Origin of the sequence: Luteolibacter sp. Y139, assembly GCF_038066715.1 — a bacterium.
GTDB lineage: Bacteria > Verrucomicrobiota > Verrucomicrobiia > Verrucomicrobiales > Akkermansiaceae > Haloferula > Haloferula soli.
Map to the genome: position 1 here is coordinate 15,877 of NZ_JBBUKT010000017.1, position 20,472 is coordinate 36,348.

At 58.1% G+C, this 20,472-nt stretch carries 19 protein-coding genes; 9 read left to right on the forward strand and 10 right to left on the reverse strand.

Annotated features, from left to right (window positions below; translation table 11 throughout):
* Positions 1 to 4: 4 nt before the first annotated feature.
* The gene (gene tyrS, locus WKV53_RS27140) at positions 5 to 1,306 is read left to right on the forward strand and encodes a tyrosine--tRNA ligase (protein ID WP_341407989.1); all 1,302 of its coding nucleotides are present in this window, start codon (positions 5 to 7) and stop codon (positions 1,304 to 1,306) included.
* A gap of 147 nt (positions 1,307 to 1,453) precedes the next feature.
* On the opposite strand, the gene WKV53_RS27145 is transcribed toward tyrS, so the two are convergent.
* Complete coding sequence (locus WKV53_RS27145) at positions 1,454 to 1,783, reverse strand: integrase core domain-containing protein (protein WP_341407990.1); 330 nt, start codon at positions 1,781 to 1,783, stop codon at positions 1,454 to 1,456.
* 560 nt (positions 1,784 to 2,343) lie between these two features.
* On the opposite strand from WKV53_RS27145, the gene WKV53_RS27150 reads away from it, so the two are divergent.
* Positions 2,344 to 2,565, forward strand: coding sequence for a hypothetical protein (locus tag WKV53_RS27150; RefSeq protein ID WP_341407991.1), 222 nt, complete (start codon positions 2,344 to 2,346; stop codon positions 2,563 to 2,565).
* A 591-nt stretch (positions 2,566 to 3,156) separates the two neighbouring features.
* Here WKV53_RS27150 and WKV53_RS27155 read toward each other — a convergent pair.
* Positions 3,157 to 4,149: a hypothetical protein gene (locus WKV53_RS27155; protein WP_341407992.1), complete on the reverse strand. Its 993-nt coding sequence runs from the start codon at positions 4,147 to 4,149 to the stop codon at positions 3,157 to 3,159.
* Positions 4,150 to 4,912: 763 nt separating this feature from the next.
* Positions 4,913 to 5,806, reverse strand: coding sequence for a LysR family transcriptional regulator (locus tag WKV53_RS27160; protein ID WP_341407993.1), 894 nt, complete (start codon positions 5,804 to 5,806; stop codon positions 4,913 to 4,915).
* Positions 5,807 to 6,032: 226 nt separating this feature from the next.
* Here WKV53_RS27160 and WKV53_RS27165 point away from each other — a divergent pair, with 226 nt between their 5' ends.
* A complete protein-coding gene (locus WKV53_RS27165; protein ID WP_341407994.1) occupies positions 6,033 to 6,755 on the forward strand; it encodes a nuclear transport factor 2 family protein in 723 nt (240 codons plus the stop codon).
* Between the two features lie 119 nt (positions 6,756 to 6,874).
* Positions 6,875 to 7,897 carry an LLM class flavin-dependent oxidoreductase gene (locus tag WKV53_RS27170; RefSeq protein WP_341407995.1) on the forward strand — a complete coding sequence of 341 codons (1,023 nt, stop codon included), beginning with the start codon at positions 6,875 to 6,877 and terminating at the stop codon, positions 7,895 to 7,897.
* An 87-nt stretch (positions 7,898 to 7,984) separates the two neighbouring features.
* Here the strand turns inward: WKV53_RS27170 and WKV53_RS27175 are convergent, their stop codons facing one another.
* Complete coding sequence (locus WKV53_RS27175; protein ID WP_341407996.1) at positions 7,985 to 9,214, reverse strand: alginate export family protein; 1,230 nt, start codon at positions 9,212 to 9,214, stop codon at positions 7,985 to 7,987.
* A gap of 376 nt (positions 9,215 to 9,590) precedes the next feature.
* On the opposite strand from WKV53_RS27175, the gene WKV53_RS27180 reads away from it, so the two are divergent.
* The 5 genes from WKV53_RS27180 to WKV53_RS27200 all read left to right on the forward strand — a co-directional run bounded on the left by WKV53_RS27180 (position 9,591) and on the right by WKV53_RS27200 (position 13,411).
* Positions 9,591 to 10,244 carry a hydrolase gene (locus tag WKV53_RS27180; protein WP_345789691.1) on the forward strand — a complete coding sequence of 218 codons (654 nt, stop codon included), beginning with the start codon at positions 9,591 to 9,593 and terminating at the stop codon, positions 10,242 to 10,244.
* 188 nt (positions 10,245 to 10,432) lie between these two features.
* The gene (locus WKV53_RS27185; protein ID WP_345789692.1) at positions 10,433 to 11,254 is read left to right on the forward strand and encodes an alpha/beta fold hydrolase; all 822 of its coding nucleotides are present in this window, start codon (positions 10,433 to 10,435) and stop codon (positions 11,252 to 11,254) included.
* A 70-nt stretch (positions 11,255 to 11,324) separates the two neighbouring features.
* Positions 11,325 to 11,714, forward strand: a complete 390-nt coding sequence (locus tag WKV53_RS27190; protein WP_341407999.1) for a nuclear transport factor 2 family protein — start codon at positions 11,325 to 11,327, stop codon at positions 11,712 to 11,714.
* A 25-nt stretch (positions 11,715 to 11,739) separates the two neighbouring features.
* Positions 11,740 to 12,942, forward strand: coding sequence for an amino acid ABC transporter substrate-binding protein (locus WKV53_RS27195; protein WP_341408000.1), 1,203 nt, complete (start codon positions 11,740 to 11,742; stop codon positions 12,940 to 12,942).
* A gap of 25 nt (positions 12,943 to 12,967) precedes the next feature.
* The gene (locus tag WKV53_RS27200; RefSeq protein WP_341408001.1) at positions 12,968 to 13,411 is read left to right on the forward strand and encodes a hypothetical protein; all 444 of its coding nucleotides are present in this window, start codon (positions 12,968 to 12,970) and stop codon (positions 13,409 to 13,411) included.
* Between the two features lie 112 nt (positions 13,412 to 13,523).
* On the opposite strand, the gene WKV53_RS27205 is transcribed toward WKV53_RS27200, so the two are convergent.
* From WKV53_RS27205 to pdxR, 6 genes are all read right to left on the reverse strand, one after another.
* Positions 13,524 to 15,011: an esterase/lipase family protein gene (locus WKV53_RS27205; protein ID WP_341408002.1), complete on the reverse strand. Its 1,488-nt coding sequence runs from the start codon at positions 15,009 to 15,011 to the stop codon at positions 13,524 to 13,526.
* A 143-nt stretch (positions 15,012 to 15,154) separates the two neighbouring features.
* Positions 15,155 to 15,895 carry an SDR family NAD(P)-dependent oxidoreductase gene (locus WKV53_RS27210; RefSeq protein WP_341408003.1) on the reverse strand — a complete coding sequence of 247 codons (741 nt, stop codon included), beginning with the start codon at positions 15,893 to 15,895 and terminating at the stop codon, positions 15,155 to 15,157.
* 166 nt (positions 15,896 to 16,061) lie between these two features.
* Complete coding sequence (locus WKV53_RS27215) at positions 16,062 to 17,153, reverse strand: YifB family Mg chelatase-like AAA ATPase (protein ID WP_341408004.1); 1,092 nt, start codon at positions 17,151 to 17,153, stop codon at positions 16,062 to 16,064.
* Between the two features lie 135 nt (positions 17,154 to 17,288).
* Positions 17,289 to 17,816 carry a type VI secretion system tube protein TssD gene (tssD, locus tag WKV53_RS27220; RefSeq protein ID WP_341408005.1) on the reverse strand — a complete coding sequence of 176 codons (528 nt, stop codon included), beginning with the start codon at positions 17,814 to 17,816 and terminating at the stop codon, positions 17,289 to 17,291.
* 19 nt (positions 17,817 to 17,835) lie between these two features.
* Positions 17,836 to 18,735 (reverse strand): hypothetical protein, encoded by a 900-nt coding sequence (locus WKV53_RS27225; protein ID WP_341408006.1) that lies wholly within the window; start codon positions 18,733 to 18,735, stop codon positions 17,836 to 17,838.
* 169 nt (positions 18,736 to 18,904) lie between these two features.
* Entirely contained in the window at positions 18,905 to 20,398 is a 1,494-nt protein-coding gene (pdxR, locus tag WKV53_RS27230) for a MocR-like pyridoxine biosynthesis transcription factor PdxR (RefSeq protein ID WP_341408007.1), read from the reverse strand.
* Between the last annotated feature and the right edge of the window lie 74 nt (positions 20,399 to 20,472).

Sequence of the window (20,472 nt, forward strand, 5' to 3'; positions counted from 1 at the left end):
TTCTATGTACGTCAATCAGTTAGAGAAGCCGTTTCTTGAGGAGCTCGAAGCGCGCGGACTTTTGAAGCAGAGGACGGCGGAACTCGTAGAGCCGGATTTTTCCGCGGCCGAGCGTCCGACCTTGTACGTGGGATATGATCCATCGGCCACCAGTTTGCATGCGGGAAGCTTGATTCCCATTTTGACGATGGACAGGTTTCGCCGGCGGGGGGGGCAAATCATAATCCTGTTAGGAGGGGCGACGGGTTTGATCGGCGATCCCTCCGGAAAGGATCTGGAGAGAAAGCTGGAAAACGAGGCCAGCGTCCTGAAGCGAATCGGGATGCTCGCCGCACAGCTACAGGGCTTGTTTGCTCGGACCGAAGGCCCGGAGCCAATCGTTGTGAACAACGGCGATTGGTATGGTGGGATGCCGGTCCTCCAGTTTCTGCGGGACATTGGGAAGCACTTTTCGGTGAATCAGATGCTCACCCGTGAATCAGTTCGTTCACGACTGGAAGACCGTGACCACGGGATCTCATTCACCGAGTTCTCCTACCAATTGTTTCAAGGTTACGATTTCCTTCATCTGTTCCAGACTTACGGATGTACGATCCAGATGGGAGCTTCGGACCAGTGGGGGAACATTGTATCCGGAGTGGATTTGGTGCGGCGCGTGGCGGGAAGTACGGTGCATGGGCTTACCCTGCCTCTCCTGACAAACTCGGAGGGAAAGAAATACGGCAAGTCGGAGAAAGGTGCCGTCTGGCTGGATCCTGAGCTGACCTCGCCCTACCTTTTCTATCAGTTCTGGTGGAACTCCACCGATGATGATGCGCCGCGCTTTCTTAGATGGCTAACCGACTACTCCGAGCAAGAAGTAGAGGAACTGGCCAAAGGCAGCCCAGAACTGCGGCTGCCTCAAAAGGCTCTGGCGGACTATCTCACCGCAAGGGTGCACGGTGCAGAACAAGCCGATTTAGCCCGCCGTGTGAGCGCCGTGATTTTCTCCGATGACTTTGGGCAGTTGAGCAATGACGTCGTGGATGTCTTGGCAAGCACCGTGCCGACGGTTCGGGTGTCGGCTGCCGAGCCGTGCTTGATTGCTGAAACACTCGTCCTGCTTAAAGCGTGCAAGTCGAAAAGTGAAGCGCGGCGGCTCATTACCCAAGGAGCGGTGAGCGTCAACGGACAGAAGCTCTCAGCGGCTGAGGAAGAGTTGGCTGGCTACTCGGCCGGACGTGACGCATTGGTGGTGGCGGTGGGGAAATCCCGCAGGTTCTTGGTGCATTTTGACCAATCCACACGCCACTCTTCCTCCAGGTAGTCATCCTCTCCGATCCCGAAACTCCTCAGGATGCATTGCTCGCGTTCTACATCAAGAATGGATGGCTGCCTTTGGCTTCGGAAGGCGACTCAATAGCGCGCTTTGCCTGGCTTGATCTCGTACTGTCCAGAATTCGATCTCTGCTCTTCATGCTGCCTCTCTGTGGTAGTAGCGGAGCAGACCTCCTAGCCGTTCCCGACAGTTCAGTTCTCCCGCCCCACCGGGAACGAAGCTTGCCTCGATGAGCTTGTTCTCCAGGCCTTGGTGATTCCGTTCGTCGTGGTAGTGGGAGCAGAATTCCTCAACCGCCCGCCGGAGCGATCGCTCTCCCACGAGAATCAGATGGTCGAGGCACTCGGCTTTGATCGTCCGCACGAACCTTTCAGCGAATGCATTCAGGTTGGGCGACCTGGCTGGAAGACGGATCGACTCCACGCCCGCACACTTGAGGATCGATACGAACTCCCGGGTAAACACGGTCGCACGATCATGGATCAGGAATCTGCACTCCAGCAGGAACCCCTCTTGGCAATCGGTCAGATTCCGGCCGACTTGGCATCCACCTTCCGTCAGGCTCCGGGACGATTCCTGCTACGTGGACGCTTCGAGTCGCAAGGCGGATCACGAAGAACACGTGATAGCGGGTGAGACGCCCCCAAGACCACAGCTCCACGGTGAAGAAGTCAGCAGCGCCAAGGACCTCCCAATGGACGCTCAGGAACTCTGCTCAGCTAGTCCCCTTCCCTCGTTCCGGTGCTGGCTCTACCCCTGCTTTCTTTATGATGCCTGCAATGGTGCCACGGTCGAGGTCGTGGCCGAGGTTTGCCAGGGCACCTTGGATCCGGGTATAGCCCCAGCCCCGATTCTCTTCAGCCATCCTCAGGACCAAGGCTTGTAGATAGTCAGCTGTCGGAGGACGACCAACCTGCCGACGCTCACCACTCGAATCGTACTTTGCCGCGATCAGCTTCCGATGCCAGGCCAAGAGGGTCTGCGGCGAAACGATCGCGGCAATCTCTATGAGCCCGCTCAAGCCAATGCGCTTCGCCTTCTGGGCCAGCCTCATCGCTAAACCTCAGGCGCCTCTTGCCCTGCAACTTCCTGAGCACACGAACCTCCTCTTGGAGGTATTCGATGACGTCCTGCTGCTGTCGGTTGATCCAACCAGCCAAGCCAACCAGGATGAGAGTTCCGATCCCCATCGCAAAAGCTTGGCAGAGCGACAGCCGTTGCACAGCTCAGAAGCGAGCTGGCATTAGCCGGCTTCAGACCATTGAAATTCAGGCCGTTCCGGAGCAGTCGAGTTTCTGGACACTACGCGGCGAATGCTCTTCTTTCGGGCTTTACTGTAACCCGACGGATTGAGACGGCCTTTAATCTCGCAGGGACAATCAATTGTATTTACGACGCTCTGGCTAGATTTAATGCCATTCAGGACAGGCACCTTGACATGATGACTTCTGTTAGAGTCTACAATCGTTTAAAAGGCATTAGAAGGGATCTGCCGTCACTACATCCCAGTTGAAAAGTTGCATCGTAGGGCCGGGGATTGGGCATCCCATGACTGCGTCTAGAGAGTCCGGGAGATCGGGTTTCCCTTGAGGATTTGGCAAAAGCGAAAAATACAGAATCTCTTCGTGATATTCAGGCCCCACCATCCAATGGTGTCTTACCTTGATTCTTATTTTATAAGTAGGGTGGATATTTCGATAGTAGAGAGTTCGGGTGTTATGCGGCCCGCATGCGCCGCCATATACCGGAACGATGTAGTGAATGAGTTGGTTTTCAGTTGAATTCGGATTCATAATTCAGCAAGGAAACAAGGAGATGGCTGGCGTTGAAGGCCGTGCCTACGCCTCGAGATGTTTCGCAACCGTATCCTCAAATTTCGGCCCTACTATAAATGCAAGGTCTTCGGCTACCGAAGCGAAGCGACCCGCGTAAACTTCGACGTTCAACGGTTCACGGTTTTTATAGTTAATGTGAATGCGATGGGTGAGAATACCGAGCGGAAGCCCTTCGGGGGTGAAGCTCTTCGAGTAGAAGAGTTGATTAATCAGCTCGATGGACGAGCTCCCTGATTGTTCCTTGCTTTTTCCTTCTAGCAAGCTGGTTACTTCTACGCTTGCGATGTCCGCCGGCTCCCTCTCTTCACCGATTCCTGTCATTTCCAAGTTCGTGTTTCGGACCAAGCTTTCGTGAAGGTACTGAATCTCCACTTGTTGCGTATTTGCGAAGGGGCGCTGACGAATCCACGCCCTTCCTTTTTCAAACGTAACTGTAGTTCTGGAAACCGAGATTAGCCCAGTGAAAGCGAACACCTCCCGTCTGGTGCAATCGGCCAGCTCTTTCAAGAACCGAACGCCTATGTAGCCGTCTCCAACACCGCAACCTTCGAGCATAAGCCCCCCGGACCACTCCACATCGTCAGCAGGGATTCTTGGTTGGCCATTCGGATCCCACTTGGAGATGCGTTGCATGCGATCAAACCAGTACAGCGCATTATAGTATTGGAGTGTACCCTTCGTCGTGATTGCCGTTTGGCCGTCACCGACCTCAAAAATACCGCTTGCTCCGTGACCGAGGAGGTGGATGAAGCGTGGTTGTCCCTTTGCGTTCCAATCAAACAATTGGCCGACTTCGTCAGAGCTTCCATGACTGAGTTTTGCGTTGCGGATAGAGCGCAGCCACTGAAGGGCTCCGTTGTCAGGACCGCTCGAGCAGGAGCGGTGATGGGGCGGAGCCTCGGTGATCTCGACCCCATTTCGACCGACGTCGAATGGCTTGCGGTGCTCTATCGGCGATTCCTCAAAAAACGCACTATGTGATAGCATGGCTCTCATATTCCCGAAGAGGGGTTAGATAAGGGGTCGAAGTCACGGGGAATTCCGTGGGAAATAGTAGGCTGCTACCCGCTAGGTCGTGACACGTCAAGTATCGTCTATTACATGTTGTCCTCCGGGCTGCATCGCAGATAAAGTGAACTGTACGCGACCAACCATAGGCGTTGGACGTGCCAACCCTTGAGAAAAACGAAATCGGAACTGCTTTTCGACGATTGAACGCCCATGTTTCGGCCGGACTTCTCCGGCTTCGGACGAACCGAGCTTTCGCGCTGGATTCGGTTTCCGCCAGCACCCCGAGGCCTGTTGTTTCGAGCAAGGACCTCCTACTCTAACCAAAAACTCCAACGCCGAGCCCTACACGGAGCGCTGTCCCGGTTCACCCTTTGCCTTGGGCGGGCTGCAGATCGACTTTGTTGAGGAGTGCGACCTATTCGACTATGGCGGCACGACTAGGTTCCTCGGGCCGGCTGAACAAAAGCAAAGTTTCCTGCCGCCCGTCTCCCCAAAGCAATCCACTGCGGCTAAGGCTTCGCTCGGAGGAGACACCGCTAAAAAGCAGGCAACCGACTTACTTTCCGTCTACTATGGCAATCCGGTCCGTTGCGGATTCTAGGGCGATGGCAGACGTGAAGTCACACGTCCGATCTTTCCACCTCGTCGTCGCGCTCGTCAGACAAACGAAATGCCTGGGTAGTTGAAACTTCGATGGCCTACTAGCATCGCTGGCAAACCGAAGATGAACAGGTCTGGAGAAGGTCGTCTATCGGGTCCGCGCTTCTTCAATAAGCAGTCGCGCAAAAGTCTCAGCATGTGGCTTGGGGCGCAATGCGGGAAGGCCGATCAGGACCGGGGCACCCGGTAACTTCGGAGCAAACGGCTTCATCACGAGTGTCCGGGGCATCATGCCCGAAATTCCCTCGGCGAAGATGGCCGCAGCATTGCGCGCTTCCAAATCTTCGAAAAGGGTGCAAACGCCGTCGCTCACCAATGAAATGAAGCGCAGTGAAACCCCGAAGGGCTTGAACATGCTTCGCACGGTCGGCACATACTCTGGAAAATTGTCCTTCGCCAGGCCGACCAAGGGCAGTTGATGCATCCGGGCTACCGGTATCCGCTTTAGCTTCGCAAGCGGATGCCTCTCCGAAAGGACCAGCACCAGTCCCAAGCGGCGCAGTTCGCTGAATTGGAAGCCCGGGATTCCTTTTGCAACCGAAACCCCCGGAGTTACGACGAGGTCGAGTCTGCCCTCGGAAGCCAGCTCATTGATTTCCCGCGATGACAGATCCGCCAACTCGATCCGCACGCCCGGTACGGCCGATTGAAACCTCGCCAACGCCGCGGACATGATGCCAGTCGTCATCGAAGGAGCGTAGCCCACCCGGAGAATCTCCTTCCCTGCCTGGCCCCGCACGCGGCGAACCGCATCATCTGCGCGAGCAAGCACCTCGCGCGCTTCCTCATAAAACAGCTCGCCAGCTTCCGTAAGCTTCAGCGAATTGGTTCCTCGCACGAGAAGGGGCACACCCAATTGTTCTTCCAGGTCCCTCACCTGCCTGCTGAGCGGTGGCTGGGTGATGTTCAGAATCACCGCCGCGCGATTAAACGAGCCATGAGAGGCAACAGCGACGAAATAACGGAGATGGCGGAGTTCCATGGGCCACCGGGTAGCCCAACCTAGAAGGATGAGCAAGCCAAGTAACTAAGCATTGGGCCGCTTGCGTCGCCTTTGTTAGCGTAGCCATGTTTCGCGGAAGTATCCAACGGGCCTTACCCACCGGCTTCCCGCAGCAAATAAATCGCAGTCCCTCCACCAAGAAATAAACGCCAGCATGAGTAAGCATAAAAATCCCTCCGCTACCTCTACCCTCTCCAATAACAAGATGACGGCCTTGGACCACTTCCCTGTCGGATTGGAAATGGATGTCGTCTATCCTACCTACAAGGCCAGCATGAAGCTACTTTCAACCCGAGAGCTGAGGCTCGAGATCAAGGAAGGTTCCGATGCCACCGTTGAGAAGGTAGAAATTCAAGTGGTTCCGCTTGGCAACAGCCTGTTCGCCGTGAGTTGGCAGCAACGCGACGGTGCGACGGTGGCTGAGGTCCACGACTATGACCGGCAGGTTGTCCATTCGCACGTTACCAGAAATTCGGGAGAATTCACCAGAATGACCGGGACCATCGAGATCACTCGACCCGCCGACCGAGGCCTCAATGATCAACCCCAGCGGAACAAGGCCCTGGTGCTCGATTCGATGCTATCGCTCTTCCAGCAACACGACTCATCAGCCGTGGAGCGGCTTCTCTCGCCTGATTATATCCAGCACAATCCCCACGTCCCCCAGGGACGTGACGCGCTTCAAAAGGTTGTGGAAGGCCTGTCCGCGGAAGTATCTTACGAGCCCGGTATGATGATCGCCGAAGGCAACCTGGTGGCAATTCACGGTCGTCTCCATGGCTGGGGTCCAGAACCGCAGGTGGTTGTCGACATCTTCCGGGTCGAGAATGGCAAGATTGCAGAACACTGGGACGTCCTCCAAACCGACGTTTCCGCTGCCAACTCGAAAAGCGGAGTCGCCATGTTTGATCCCGGGGAAGGAAAGTGATGGCCTGATCCGGGTTGAAATCTTGTTGGGCAAGTTGGCGCTTCTTCGCCAACTTGCCCCTCTACGGTTCGCGAGGCCAAATCGCTGCAATGATCCTTTAATGCTTTCCTAAGTCGCACATGCAAATCGGCATCGACAGCTTCGTCATCAACACGCCTGACGCGATCACAGGCCAGGTAATCAGCACCGCGGAGCGCATCAGGAACGTGCTTGAGGAAATCGAATGCGCCGACCGGGCGGGCCTCGATGTTTTCGGAATCGGCGAGCACCATCGGGCTGACTTCGCCGACTCAGCTCCTGCCATCATTCTCGCCGCAGCCGCAGCCAGGACAAACCGCATCCGCCTGACAAGTGCGGTGACCGTTCTTAGCGCCGACGATCCAGTCCGGGTCTTTCAGGACTTCGCAACGCTTGATCTGATCTCCGGAGGACGCGCCGAGATTGTCGCCGGCAGGGGGTCCTTCGCGGATGCCTACCCCTTGTTTGGCTATTCCCTCGAGGACTACGATTCACTTTTCACGGAGAAGCTGGATCTGCTTCTCAGGATCCGCGACAACACCGAAGTCCGCTGGTCGGGGAAGCACCGCGCACCGCTCACCGGGCAAGGAGTCTATCCACGGCCCGTCCAGGCCTCTCTACCCATCTGGCTCGGTGTCGGCGGCACGCCGGCTTCATTCATTCGCGCCGGCACTCTCGGACTTCCCTTGATGGTCGCCATCATCGGTGGGGAGCCCGCACGCTTCCGCCCCTTGATTGACCTCTATCGAGAGGCGGGCAGAAAGGCGGGCCACCCTCCTGAACAGCTCATTGTGGGCATTCATGCCATCGGCTACGTGGCCGGGACGATGCAACAAGCGGTCGAGGATCTGGCTCCGGGATACATGCACACCTTCAACGAAGTCGGCAAGGAACGCGGGTGGCCACCCACCACCATGGCCCACTTCAAGGCCGGCGTTTCCCCGCAAGGAGCACTTCTCGTGGGCGATCCGGAACACGTCGCGCGGAAGATCGCCTCTTATGATGAGAAGCTCGGCGGGATCTCGCGCATCACCTTCCAGATGAGCGCGGCCAGCCTTCCTCATGAGCGGCTGCTGGAGTCGATCCAGCTCATCGGAACGAAGGTGGTGCCGGTTTTCAAATAGCAGAGGCACCATCGGATCGAAGGGGACCAAATTGCCGCGATCAATAAACTTCCTTTTGGAGGCGCATCACGTCTCACTGTGCGGCGATCAGAACCTCAAGTTCAGAGCGGTCTGCAAATAATCAACGTTCTTGCCGCCCGCGGCAATCAGCGACGGCCCCGCCTCGTGATGGGTGAAACTGAGCGCCAGTTGGGTAGATTCGCATGCATCCCAAGTGACCGCCGCATTGAATGCAGTTCCCAGGTATTTGTCCACGCCGGGGGACGGCTTGCCGATCGGCCGGAGAGGGGGCGCGTAGATGGCATCGTCATCGCTGAACCTCCACTGGAAGTTCACACCCAGGGTGACGCCCACATCGGCACGGGGTTGCAGCATGATCTGCGGGTTGAGATTGTAGAGATTGGAAGGTGAAATGAAGCCGCCCTGGTTGAAGTAGTTGTTTGCCTGAAACAACGGATGGAGCGTGTTCAAGGCGCCCTTGTCATCGCCTCCGGAAATGGCGTCCGCCCGCAGCATCAGCGTCGGTTTCATGGGCGCGTCCAGCACCCGCCCGACTCCCAGGCTCAACGCCCCCGCCAGGATGTCGCGCTCCCCGGCGTGTCCGAACTGCAGGGTTGTCTCCGTGTTGCAGATCCACGGGCAGGTGTCGTCCCACCATCGCACCCCGACAGTGTGCCGCAACTCCCGCCCGCCCGGAACGAATACGGATTCCTTGTCGCTCAGGCCGATGTAATACAGGTCATAGTGGCTTTCTTGCTGCCATGGCGAGGGCAGGACCGCGTAAATGCTCCAGAAGAACGTCTGGTCCGGGTGCGACCTGTTGTCGAACAATCCCGGTGTTGTCGTTACCGGAGCCGCGACGAAAGCATCAATCCTGAACTGCTCCGGGCGCTCCCACGAGAGCAAGAAAGCGTCATGGGCCAGCCTCTGGTTGGCGCCTTCTCGCGTCGAAAGCAGCCTCGCCGATCCGTATCGCAGCGTCTGCCTTCCGGCTTTGATCAGCAGGGAATCTCCCTCTCCCGTGACAAATCTTCCCTGTGCGAAAAGCTGCAGGAAATCTCCTCCGTCCTGATCCGGTGGTCCGAGCTTCGATTGCCTTCCCCACATGTCCCCCCAGGTCAATTCGCTGCCAATCTTGAAAGTGTTTCCGTATTCCAGCTCCATCAGTGCCTGCACCCGTTGATGCACCCAGCTGTCATCCCCCTCGCCGGTGATGTCGAAGTAGAGATTGTGATAGCTCTCGACCACGGTACGCGCGTTGCCGTCGATGGAAAACTCCCACCCATCCCCCACGACGCCCGCGCTTGCCGGCGGCATGATGAGGATGAAGACGCAGAAGGAGGAAAAGGTGGGCCGCATGGCAGGAGGTCCGGGGTCGGATTTCGTTTTCGGTATGCGGTCCGCTCACATTTCAGGGATTCCGGATCGCGCTCCTTCACCGGAGAGTAAGCTGGCAGCGTATCGGCACCGGACAGGACGGCTAATGCTTTGTTAGTTGGCCTACCCATCCTTCCGGGACAGGCGACATCCCTCCCCACCTCAAAGGTTGAGCAACCCAACCAACAAAGTCTTACCTGTTTCCTGGCGTGCTCGGCATCCTGCACAGGTGCACCGGGATCATGAAAAGATCCCGCCGCACCATCTGGATCGAGTAACCAAATCAAAACCTACCCACCTGAAAGGAACCACCATCATGAGTGACAACAAGACCGGCCTCAAAGCCCTCCTCCGTCCTGAAGACAGCATTGTCGTACTGATCGACCACCAACCTTTTCAATTCGCGAACCTCAACAGCCATGAGCCGACGATGATCGTGAACAACGTCATCGGTCTTGCCAAAGGCGCGAAGGCTTTCGAGGTGCCTACCATCCTGACCACCGTGCTCGAAGAGCGTGGCGGCTATATCATCAAGGGCCTCCAGGACGTCTTCCCCGATCAAAAGCCGATCAACCGTACTTGGGTCAACACTTGGGAAGATACAAACGTCACCGATGTGGTGAAGAAGAGCGGAAGAAAGCAGTTGATTCTAGCCGCGCTGTGGACAGAGGTCTGCCTCGCAATGCCCGCGATCCACGCTCTGGGCGAGGGCTACGACGTCTTTGTGGTCACCGACGCCTCAGGCGGCGCGAGCAAGGAGTCGCACGACATGGCCGTGCGCCGTCTGGTGCAAGCTGGCGCCGTGCCGATCACCTGGCTAGCAGTGCTGTCCGAATGGCAGCGTGACTGGGCGCGCGAGAAAACAGCGGGCCTGCTTGCCGGTGTCCTCGCGGAACATGGCGGTGGCACCGGAGTCGCCTTCGCATGGGAATTGCAACTCCTCGCGAGCGGCCAAAAGGCGTCGAAATGAGTTTCGGGGCCCATATAGCTACCAACCCGCTTGATAGCCCGGCGGCCGTGATGCTCTGACAACGAAAATACTAGTCCGCGTCGTGTTCGTTGAAACCGGCGCGGACTACCCCATTAGGATCCCAAGCCCTCGTTCAGTGGCACGCGTGCGCACCCATCAATCACATCGAAATCAGAAGGAAAAAATCAATGAGCCACTTCACAACGGACGACGGAACCCGTCTCTTCTACAAGGACTGGGGTTCGGGCCAACCGATTCTTTTCTCCCACGGCTGGCCTCTGTCATCCGACGCATGGGATCAGCAAATGTTGTTCTTCGGACAAAGCGGCTTCCGCGTGATCGCGCATGACCGCCGCAGTCATGGCCGCTCGGATCAGACGTGGGAGGGCAACAACATGGACCGATATGCAGACGATCTAGCGGAACTTATCGAATCGTTGGATCTGCGCGATTTGATTCTAATCGGTCATTCGACAGGCGGCGGCGAGGTAGCGCGTTACATCGGACGTCATGGCACCGCGCGCGTCGCGAAGGTTGTCCTCGTGGGCGCCGTTCCCCCGCTGATGGTGCAGACGAATGCCAACCCGCATGGCACCCCGCTTTCCGCATTCGACGGCATCCGCGAGAATACGGCGAAGAACCGTTCCCAATTCTTCTACGACCTGACCATTCCCTTCTATGGCTTCAATCGCGATCCCGCTCGAACCAACGAGGGCCTCCGCGAGAACTTCCGCCGGATCGGCCTGCAGGGCGGCATCAAAGGTCAATACGACTGCGTCCACGAATTTTCGGAGATCGACTATTCCGAAGATCTTAGACGGATCGATCGCCCCACCCTGATCATTCACGGGGATGATGACCAGATCGTCCCGATCGAGGCTTCCGCTCATCTTGCCGTCAAACTCCTGCCTGATGCGACTCTGAACGTCTATGCCGGCGGATCACATGGTCTCGCGGAGGTGAATGCGGACCGCTTCAACGCCGGCGTTCTGGAATTCATCAGTTCCTGATCACCCCTCGAACGAGTGAAAGCGGTTGTCCCGTCGCATCCCCATCAGAAACAGAAGCGAAAACAAGCCAATGAACGATTCAGAAAAGCCAGACCCCACCGACTACGATGGTTTGATGCAGGCAAACCTAGTCCGCGTTTTCGGCGAACGCGACCCGGACAAGCGCCTCAAGGCAATCCATGACCTCTACACCGAAGACGCTGTTCTCAACGAGCCTCATGCATCCGCAACAGGACATACGGCGATCCACGACGCCGTGACTTCGCTGCTGGCAGGAGTGCTGCCGGAGTTCGACTTCCGTGCACTAGATGCTGCCATGGGCCATCACCAAGTCGGCCGCCTGAGATGGAGGCTGGGCCCTGCCGAAGGTCCTGCGGCGATCACAGGCATGGACATCGCTCATTTTGAGGGGAACCGGATCCATTCGCTCTTCGTTTTCCTCGAGCCTGGGAACGGATGAAACTCTACCGGAAATCCTGATTGAAATGTCCAGCCAACCAACAAACCCGGCGCCGTTGCGCATTGGATATTGTTTGTCGCTAACGGGCCCGGTCGCTGACAACAGCCGGTCGGCCCAACTCGCCCATGAGATCTGGCGCAATGACATCAACCGCAGGGGCGGCCTCCTCGGTCGGCCGGTCGAATTCGTCTGCTATGACGACCGCGCCGACCCAACGCTGGTTTCCGGTCTCTATGAGCGGTTGATGGATGAGGACAAGGTCGATCTTGTGATCGGCGGGTACGGCACTGGAACGCTGGCGCCCGCCATGCCGCTCATCGTCGCGCGAAATCGATTTTTCGTCGGATTGATGGGACTGGGGGTCAATGGCGTTAGCAACCATTCCGGCTATTTCGCGATGATTCCCACCGGTCCACATCCGGATAGTGCCCTGACCGAGGGGTTCTTCGAACTGGCTTCCTCTCAGACTCCCAGGCCAACGACAGTGGCCTTGATTTCGGCCGATGCCGAGTTCTCGCGCAATCCGATCATCGGAGCCCGGCACAATGCCAGGACGCATGGATTCGACGTGGTTCTGGAGCGAAATTATCCGCTTTCCACCACCGATTTCGCGCCACTGCTCAACGAGATAGAGGAAGTCGTCCCCGATCTACTGTTCATCTGTTCGTATCTCTCCGATTCGATCGGCCTCGTACGCGCGATCAATGCCTGGGAATACACGCCCAAGATGGTCGGCGCTTCCATGATCGGCCCGCAGAGCGCGTCCGTAAAGGCAACCCTGGGTCCCCTGCTCAACGGCGTGGTTAACTACGAGTATTGGTTGCCGGTGCCCAAGATGATGTTTCCGGGAGTCGCGGATTTCATTGAGGAATACCAATCCCAGGCGGCCTCATCCGGAGCTGATCCACTCGGCTTTTACATGGCCCCTCAGGCCTATGCGCAATTGCAGGTGCTGGAACAAGCCGTGACAGCGACCGGCAGCCTCGATGACGCCGCATTGATCGCCTATAGCCGGAACGCCATCTTTGAAACCGTGGTGGGTGAAGTGAAATTTGGTGAGAACGGCGAGTGGGCGCATCCTCGGGTTCTCCAAGTTCAGTTCCAGAACATCGCGCGCTACGATTTGAACGAGTTCAAGATGCCCGGCAAACAAGTTGTCGTAGCTCCGGATGAGTTTGCTTCGGGAAATCTGATCTACCCTTACGCCCGGGCCAAATTACCATCCTAGCCTCCCCATCTCCGGCCACTCCGCCATGACAATCGATCCTTCCTTGGTCAGCGCCTTGTCCGCAGTCATGGGTTCGCTCGCCGGCGCCTCCGCCTCGATATTCACCACCTGGATGACGCAACGGAACCAGAACCACCGTGAGCGCTCGCAATTGGAGTTGAGGCGCAGGGAGGTGCTCTACGGCGAGTTTATCGCAGAAGGATTCAAACTGACAGCTGATGCGACCGAACATTCGCTGGATCACCCGGAAACGCTGGTGAATCTCTATACGATTCTTGGGAGGATCCGGCTGGTCTCCTCCGACGCGATCGTCAATTCTGCGGAAGAATTCTGTAGGCTTCTGATCGACAGATATATGGACAAGAATATCCCGATCGAGGAAATTCCGGCCATGATTCGAGACTCGGATCATCCGCTTCGCGGTTTCGCTTCGGAGTGCCGTGCCGAGTTAGACCGATATACGACTTGATGGAGTCGTGCTGGCCTCAGACAGCTATTTCGGGAAGGGTGCTGCGTTCGCCCTCTCATGACCAAGCGCATGCTCGGCAACGCTGCCGTCTGATCATTCTCCAAGCCCTGGGTTATTCTTCCAAAAGGATACGGCTGACTTCGCGAATCGCATCCGGGTTGCCCAGGACGCTATGACCGGAGCGAACCACTTTTTCCGAGCGAGCGCCTGGCAGATGACTGCTCCAATAGGGAACCACCCCGTCTGATCCTTCCTGCATAGGCCCGGGGCTCTCTTGGGCAATGATGCTGTGGAAAGGAATGTGGATCGGCCGTCTTGAAAGTGCGATCAGTGCCGGTGCCTTCGGGGAAAGCGTCCGGATCGATGAGAACCGGCCCCCACCGTAGAATGTAGCGGCCTCGGGCCTCATTCGCTTGCTGTTGTCAGCCGCCAGGCGACTGATGCGAAATTCTTCCATCGGCGAGAGACGTGTCAGCATATTCCCGATCGCTCCAACAACCGAGGTCGAGACCGGGCTCCCTTGGTGGGGAGCAGCCATGAAAACGACCCTCGCAATCCTGGGATCCCGCTCAAAATGCAAGACGTGGTCGAGATACCGGATCGTCTCCCGATCGCCTGAGAGTTCAGACGCCGGAACCGTGAAGATGCTCGACCAAAGGTCGTCCCCGCTTGAGCTGACCAACGTGTGGGAGATGACGCCGCCCATGCTGTGCCCCAACAGCACGATGTGATGGCAGGCGACGCTGGTCCCCTGTGGATCCAACTTCGCGATGGTTGCGGACAGGCTCGCGCGAAGCGATGCTGCATTTTCCAACACCGGCGTTCCGCTCGGGTAGTGGAATTGCCAGATCTGGTATTTGCTCCGGAACTCCGGGTTTCCTCGAAGACCATCCACCATGGCCGAGAAAGCCAAGGGAGTTGATTGGAGCCCGTGAACCATCAGCAGCGGAATCTTGTCAGGATCGTAGGGATCAAGGAGGTAGATCTTCGGCTTCCTGACGCTGGCCAAGGGCCTCAACATGTCTTTGAAGCCCGATCGCGCGAACTTTTTGCCAAGGAGGCCCATGCGTTCGCCGGCGCCCAGCGGTGCGATTGCAGCTTGATAGCGATGGTTGCCGAGACGGACCATGTCGGATCCGGTAATGATCGAAACCTTCCCACGCCCATCCTCCCTTTCATAGATCGCCGTTCCATTAACGAACAGGCCTTCGGGAGGATAAAGGGATCCCGGCGGCGGCTCATATTTCAGTACTATGGGAACGCCTGCGGCACCGGTTTCCGGGACAGGATGGCTTAACGGCAGGTCAATGCTGGAAATCGCAAGCCCTCCATGAGGTTGCGAAAAATCAACGCCTGCCTCTCCAAGGTCCCGCGTGGCTTGGGCTGACCCGCGGGCTGACAAGGTTTCGCACACCTCCCGCATCGCCGTGTTGTAAGCGGGCAGGCTTTGGGGCAACCGGCGATAAGCGAAATCCAAATTCCGGATCGAGTCCGATAAGGCGACCCGCGGGTGACGGGGCTGCCACGCACACGACGTGACTACCCACAGGGTGAGCGCCGCGGTAATTACCGTGAGCAGGCGTTTCGAATTCGGGATCATTGAAGCAGTTCTCCGGTGAATAAGGCCGTCCATAGGCGTTCGGCGCGTCAGCTACCCGATAGGCCGACCCGGGAGTGATTCGAGACACGAAGAAATCGGGAAACCCCCACATGCTCGGCGCACGGTTTTTACCCGCCAACCCGTCAGGCGAGCGCACCGCCGTCCACTGTAATGGTGGTGCCGGTTATCTGTTTCCCCCCGGGCCCCGCCAGGAAAACCACAGCGGCGGCGATGTCCTCGGGAGTTCCAAATTCGCCCAGCGACATCGCGCTTCTTTGTGCGTCAGCGCCCACACCATTTGCGGGATTTGCATCCGTATCGGTTGAGCCTGGCTGAATAAGATTCACAGTGATCCCGCGAGGCCCAAGTTCACGGGAGAGACCCGCCGTCAGGGAGCGCAGCGCGGACTTTGTTGCGGCGTAGACCGTCACGCCTCCAAAGGGCACGCGTTCACCCAGACCGCTGCCGATGCTGATGATGCGCCCTCCCTTTCCGAGATGTTTGATAGCCGCCTGACTGGCCAGAATCACCCCTTTGAAATTCACATTTAGCAGCACATCAATATCCACCAACGACATTTCCTCGAAGCTGCCCTGTCGCCCGACACCCGCGTTGTTGACCAGGATGTCCAAGCCACCGAGTTCCGAAGCCGCCCGATCCACGGAGGCACGCACCGCTTCGGGATCTGCACTGTTTGCGGCGAAGGCCACCGCATTGCCTCCAGCCGCCGTGATCTCGCGCACCACCTCCGCGGCCCTATCCGCCGATTTTTCATAGGTAATGGCAACGCTGGCGCCTTCAGCCGCCAATGCCTTTGCGATGGCAGCTCCAATTCCCCTGCTTGCTCCCGTGACTAGTGCTCGTTTGCACTTCAATGCGTCCATCGGTCCAGTCTATCGAATCGATCCGACGCAGCCTATTACTTAGTAAATTGGGCCACTCATCCTTCCGAGTGGAGCGAGAGTGTAAGCGTTCCCTTCCAGCCCACATTTCAAGAGCTGAGTTCCTAGGGATGTTCGGGTTTGGGACTTCGTTTCATCCACCCAGCCATCATGCTGCCCATCGCCCCAAAGCGAATCCCTGCGGACACGGGTTAAGCGCCGCCACTAGCATAAACCTCGCCGGAAAAGTCAACGAGCCCACGGCACGCGAGATCGTCACGTGCCCGTCTTCCAAAGGCTGACGCATCACTTCCAAAGTCTGGCGTCGGAACTCCGGAAGCTCATCCAAAAAGAGAATGCCATGATGCGCCAGCGACACCTCACCCGGCCCCGGATTCGTCCCACCACCCAACAAGCCAGCATCGGAGATGGTGTGGTGCGGCGAGCGGAACGGCCGAGTGGTGAGAAAGGCGCGCTTGAGATCGAGATTGCCAGAGATCGAATGGATCTTCGTCGCTTCGATCGCCTCGTCCTCGGTCATGTCCGGCATGATCGTCGCGAGGCGCTTCGCCAACATCGACTTCCCGGTGCCAGGAGGGCCGACCATCAAGAGATTATGCCCACCTGCGACCGCCACCTCCAAGGCCCGCTTCACATGGTGCTGCCCCTTCACCTCATCGAAGTCCACCTCATAGGTCCGGTGGGATTCGAAATAAGCCTTCCGATCAAGACGGAACGGCGCAATCGCCTCCTCGCCATTCAGAAACTTCCACGCCTGATGAAGCGAGGTCACGCCGAAGACATCCACCCCCTCCACGATCGCCGCTTCCGCCATGTTCGCCTCTGGAACGATCAGCTTTAGACGCCCGCGATTCCGTGCCTCCAAGGCGATCGCCAGCACGCCCTTCACCGGCCGCACCGTGCCGTCCAAGCCAAGCTCGCCTACGACCATGAAATCATCCGCCACCAGCTTCACGCCCTCACAAGCCGCCGCCATCGCCAACGCGATCGGCAAGTCAAACGAAGGCCCCTCCTTCTTCAAATCCGCCGGTGCCAGATTCACCGTCTTGGTGCCCAGCCCCAGCGACAGAGCCGAAGCCGCCATCGCCGACAGCACCCGCTGCGACGACTCCCGCACCGCCGCATCCGGCAAGCCGACAATCAGCGTGAGCGGCTTGTCCGAGTCACGGGCATTGACCTCGACCTCCACCTCCAGGGCATCAACTCCCCGGAGGGCGGCGGAATACAGACGGGTAATCATGCGAACACCTTAAAGCTGCTAGGCGTTCGCGGTGGTGACAAGACGAAACGTCGAGGGGATCAAGCGTTCAGGCACGACCCGCACTCCCGCTGATAGCGGGATCGACACGCCCTTCCAGCGCCGCAGCTGCGATCTTCAAACCCCTGTGCCCCAATCGTCCTGATACGAGAAGCCACCCTCATAGGTCGCTTCAATCGACTGATAGGTGAAGGAAACCTCCTCCAAATCTCCAGCGCGGTCCGCGGAGAGATCACGAACATTCGGCTTCCAGCCGCGGACGTTGGAGACGGATGCGTTCTTCAGAATGATGGTGTAGTAGTTCTTGGTAGTGCCGTCCTTCGGATCCTTCCGATAAAACTTCAGCGTCACGTCACAGATCTCGTTGGTCGAGATCATGCTGTAGATACCCGGTGTCGACTTATCGATCGACTTCACGATGGTCAGCGGCTTGTGCTGGCGGCGGCCGGTCGATTGCCCCGTCGCAGGGTCACGCGGCGAGACGATCTCATGCTGGTAGGCAAGCGCTTCGATCGATTCATCGCTGAGCTCGCCCTTGATGACGCCTTGCTTCTTGCCCTTGATGATGACGTGGATGCTATCCGCGGCCTGCGCCGGGCAGAGCGCCAGCACGAGGCCGGCGACGAGAAGAAGAAGTGTTTTCATGATGGGTCCAAGTGTGAGGTTAGGGAGTGGGAGCGATCGAGGCCTTCAGGAAATAAAAGTCGCGGGAAGAGCTCGCGGGGAAGTCACGGGAGAGGGTCACCGGACCATTACCGGGCCCGCCAGTGATATCCTGCGCCACGATTACCGGCTGCAGCGACAGCGCGGGCAGCCTCCAGAGCGAATAGCTGCGCCCCGGCATGGCGGTCCAGCTCAGCCGGACCATGCCCGGGCTGGGAATGCTCGGGTTCACTTTCAACCGGGAACCTCCGCTGAGCGGATTGGTGTCAGCTTCGTATTCTTCCAAGTCGGTGAAGCCATCGAGATCCGAGTCGAGTCTCGCATTGGAGGCCAAAGGATTTAGACTTCTCGAAATCTCCCACGCATCCGGGATTCCGTCATTGTCATCATCGGGATCGGCATTGTTCCCCACCCCATCGCCATCCGTATCCACGGACTCGCCAGGGTCGCTTGGAAACGCGTCAAGGTGATCCGGCACGCCATCCTGATCGTAGTCCGGCGGAGCGCCAGGAGCCACGCCCAGAGGATCGAGCGGGTTTTCGAAAGGGTTCATCCTATTGCTGCGTCCGGCAAAGCGGGCTGACGAGAACTCCTCTCCAGAGGGCCAGAAGTAGTCGTCCGGCACACTCCGCAACGCCGTCGCCTGCGGCACCCCCTCCGTATTCCTCGCGCCGGTGAGTTCGACTTCCCAGCGCACATGCCCGGGCGGCACGAAGTAGCGGTCCAAGGGAGCCGTGGGTATAGCGTAAGCCGGACTGGAAGTAGCCCTCACCGAGATCAAAAGCCCGCCGCTCGTCGGGACGGCATAGCCATCCACGGTGAGACGCTCGCCAGCATGCAGCACGGCGACACCTGATAGAAGAAGACTGGTTAGACACCAGAGCCTGGAGGGAGGCTTCATGTGGATGAAGACTGCCCGGATATCTGTGGCAGCTAGTCAAATCAAGCAACTTCCATTCTTCGGGCTTTCTGCACGGGAAGAAGACCGGCATCTAACCACTTCGGACGAAGAGTCAGCCTCAAGCAGGAGCATTTGAGCAGGACACTCGCTGACCCACACACTCTTTTTGTTAGAGATTCTTCTTCAGCACCCGCGCCAGCTTCGCCGTTGCCAGTCGCAATTCCTTCGGAGCGATCGATCCGAAGCCGAGCTGCAGCCCATTTCTCTTTCGCCACTTGAACGCATAGTTCGACAAGGGCGTCACGTCGATCCCTGCCGCAGCCGCCAGACGCGCGATGTCCCGGTCTTGTTGCCCGTTTGCCAACCAACCAATCGTCTGCAAACCCGTCTCGGTCGGCACCACATCGAGCAGATCTGCTAGATTCGCTGCTGCGGATTCGAGCAATGCTTCATGATGCTGGGCGTAAATCTGCCGCATGCGGCGCAGATGGCGTGAAAAATGCCCTTCCGCAATGAAGTCGCAAAGCACCGCCTGGTTCAGCGTCGGGCCGTGACGATCCACCAGCGAGCGGAGCTGCCGCATCGGTTCCACCAATCGATCCGGCAACACCACGAAGCCCATCCTTAGCGAGGGGAACAGCATCTTGCTGAAGCTTCCGGAGAAGATCACGTTGTCATCCGGCGTCAGGCTTTGCAGCGCCGCGATCGGCCTTCCGGAAAAGCGGAACTCGCTGTCATAGTCATCTTCGAAGATCCACGCGCCACTCTCACGAGCCCACTGGAGCAGCTGCTGCCTCCGCTCCGGCGCCATCACCACGCCCAGCGGAAACTGGTGTGCCGGCGTCACATAGGCGAGTCGAGCATCACCCGCCGCGCGTAGACCCTTCTCCACTCGCAGGCCCCGTGCATCGACGTCCACAGGGATCACCTTGACTCCCCACGACTCCATCACCGTCCCTGCTCCCGGATAACCGGGATCCTCGATCCAAGCTTTATCTCCCGGATCCAATACGATCCGCACCACCAGATCCAATGCCTGCTGTGTGCCCGAAACGATCATGATCCGGTCCGCCGTGCAATGGATGCCGCGGGTACTGCCCAGATGAGCGGCTAGCGCATCCCGCAACGGCGGATAGCCGAGCACGTCGCCACCGATAAGCATCTCCGCGGATGCCCTGCGCAGGCGCCTCGAGCTCAGCCGACTCCATTCATCAATGGGGAAATGCGCAACGCTCGGCTGATTGGCTCGGAATGCCTTCGGCCTGGCATCCGAGAAATCCAGTGGAAACGGTGAGACGGGAAGGTGCCGCAGTCGCTTTGCGCGATGTGAAAGCCCGGGTCGTGATGTTTCCCGCGATTTCTCGGCCGATACCGGAGAACGCTCTCTCGCCGGATCGGGTAGCTCCGGGCTCACCGTTGTTCCCGACCCACGGCGAGTAGTCAGATAGCCCTCGGAGATCAATTGATCAAAGGCCTCCAAGATCGTCCCTCGCGCCATCCCATGCTGCTCGGCAAACACCCTGCTCGGCGGAATGCGCGATCCCGGCAATAGCCGGCCTGTGGAAATGCCCCTCCGGAATTCCCTGCAGATCCACGACACCAGCGTTTCTTCGGCAAGGCGGGGACCAAGCGGGAAATCACTCTGAAAGGGAAAGCGGGCCATCTCGAAGGCACCTTAAAGTGGTACAATCGAAATAGCCATAGTGGCTCTTCAAGCTGGGCCATTTTACTTACACA

Bases quoted from the DNA above. Each gene is read 5' to 3' on its own strand.
- tyrS (WP_341407989.1), top strand. From the start codon at position 5: ATGTACGTCAATCAGTTAGAGAAGCCGTTTCTTGAGGAGCTCGAAGCG.
- pdxR (WP_341408007.1), bottom strand. From the start codon at position 20,398: ATGGCCCGCTTTCCCTTTCAGAGTGATTTCCCGCTTGGTCCCCGCCTT.
- WKV53_RS27185 (WP_345789692.1), top strand. From the start codon at position 10,433: ATGAGCCACTTCACAACGGACGACGGAACCCGTCTCTTCTACAAGGAC.
- WKV53_RS27215 (WP_341408004.1), bottom strand. From the start codon at position 17,153: ATGATTACCCGTCTGTATTCCGCCGCCCTCCGGGGAGTTGATGCCCTG.
- WKV53_RS27195 (WP_341408000.1), top strand. From the start codon at position 11,740: ATGTCCAGCCAACCAACAAACCCGGCGCCGTTGCGCATTGGATATTGT.
- WKV53_RS27200 (WP_341408001.1), top strand. From the start codon at position 12,968: ATGACAATCGATCCTTCCTTGGTCAGCGCCTTGTCCGCAGTCATGGGT.
- WKV53_RS27210 (WP_341408003.1), bottom strand. From the start codon at position 15,895: ATGGACGCATTGAAGTGCAAACGAGCACTAGTCACGGGAGCAAGCAGG.
- WKV53_RS27165 (WP_341407994.1), top strand. From the start codon at position 6,033: ATGACGGCCTTGGACCACTTCCCTGTCGGATTGGAAATGGATGTCGTC.
- WKV53_RS27180 (WP_345789691.1), top strand. From the start codon at position 9,591: ATGAGTGACAACAAGACCGGCCTCAAAGCCCTCCTCCGTCCTGAAGAC.
- WKV53_RS27175 (WP_341407996.1), bottom strand. From the start codon at position 9,214: ATGCCGCCGGCAAGCGCGGGCGTCGTGGGGGATGGGTGGGAGTTTTCC.
- WKV53_RS27170 (WP_341407995.1), top strand. From the start codon at position 6,875: ATGCAAATCGGCATCGACAGCTTCGTCATCAACACGCCTGACGCGATC.
- tssD (WP_341408005.1), bottom strand. From the start codon at position 17,816: ATGAAAACACTTCTTCTTCTCGTCGCCGGCCTCGTGCTGGCGCTCTGC.
- WKV53_RS27150 (WP_341407991.1), top strand. From the start codon at position 2,344: ATGCGCTTCGCCTTCTGGGCCAGCCTCATCGCTAAACCTCAGGCGCCT.
- WKV53_RS27155 (WP_341407992.1), bottom strand. From the start codon at position 4,149: ATGAGAGCCATGCTATCACATAGTGCGTTTTTTGAGGAATCGCCGATA.
- WKV53_RS27190 (WP_341407999.1), top strand. From the start codon at position 11,325: ATGAACGATTCAGAAAAGCCAGACCCCACCGACTACGATGGTTTGATG.
- WKV53_RS27225 (WP_341408006.1), bottom strand. From the start codon at position 18,735: ATGAAGCCTCCCTCCAGGCTCTGGTGTCTAACCAGTCTTCTTCTATCA.
- WKV53_RS27160 (WP_341407993.1), bottom strand. From the start codon at position 5,806: ATGGAACTCCGCCATCTCCGTTATTTCGTCGCTGTTGCCTCTCATGGC.
- WKV53_RS27205 (WP_341408002.1), bottom strand. From the start codon at position 15,011: ATGATCCCGAATTCGAAACGCCTGCTCACGGTAATTACCGCGGCGCTC.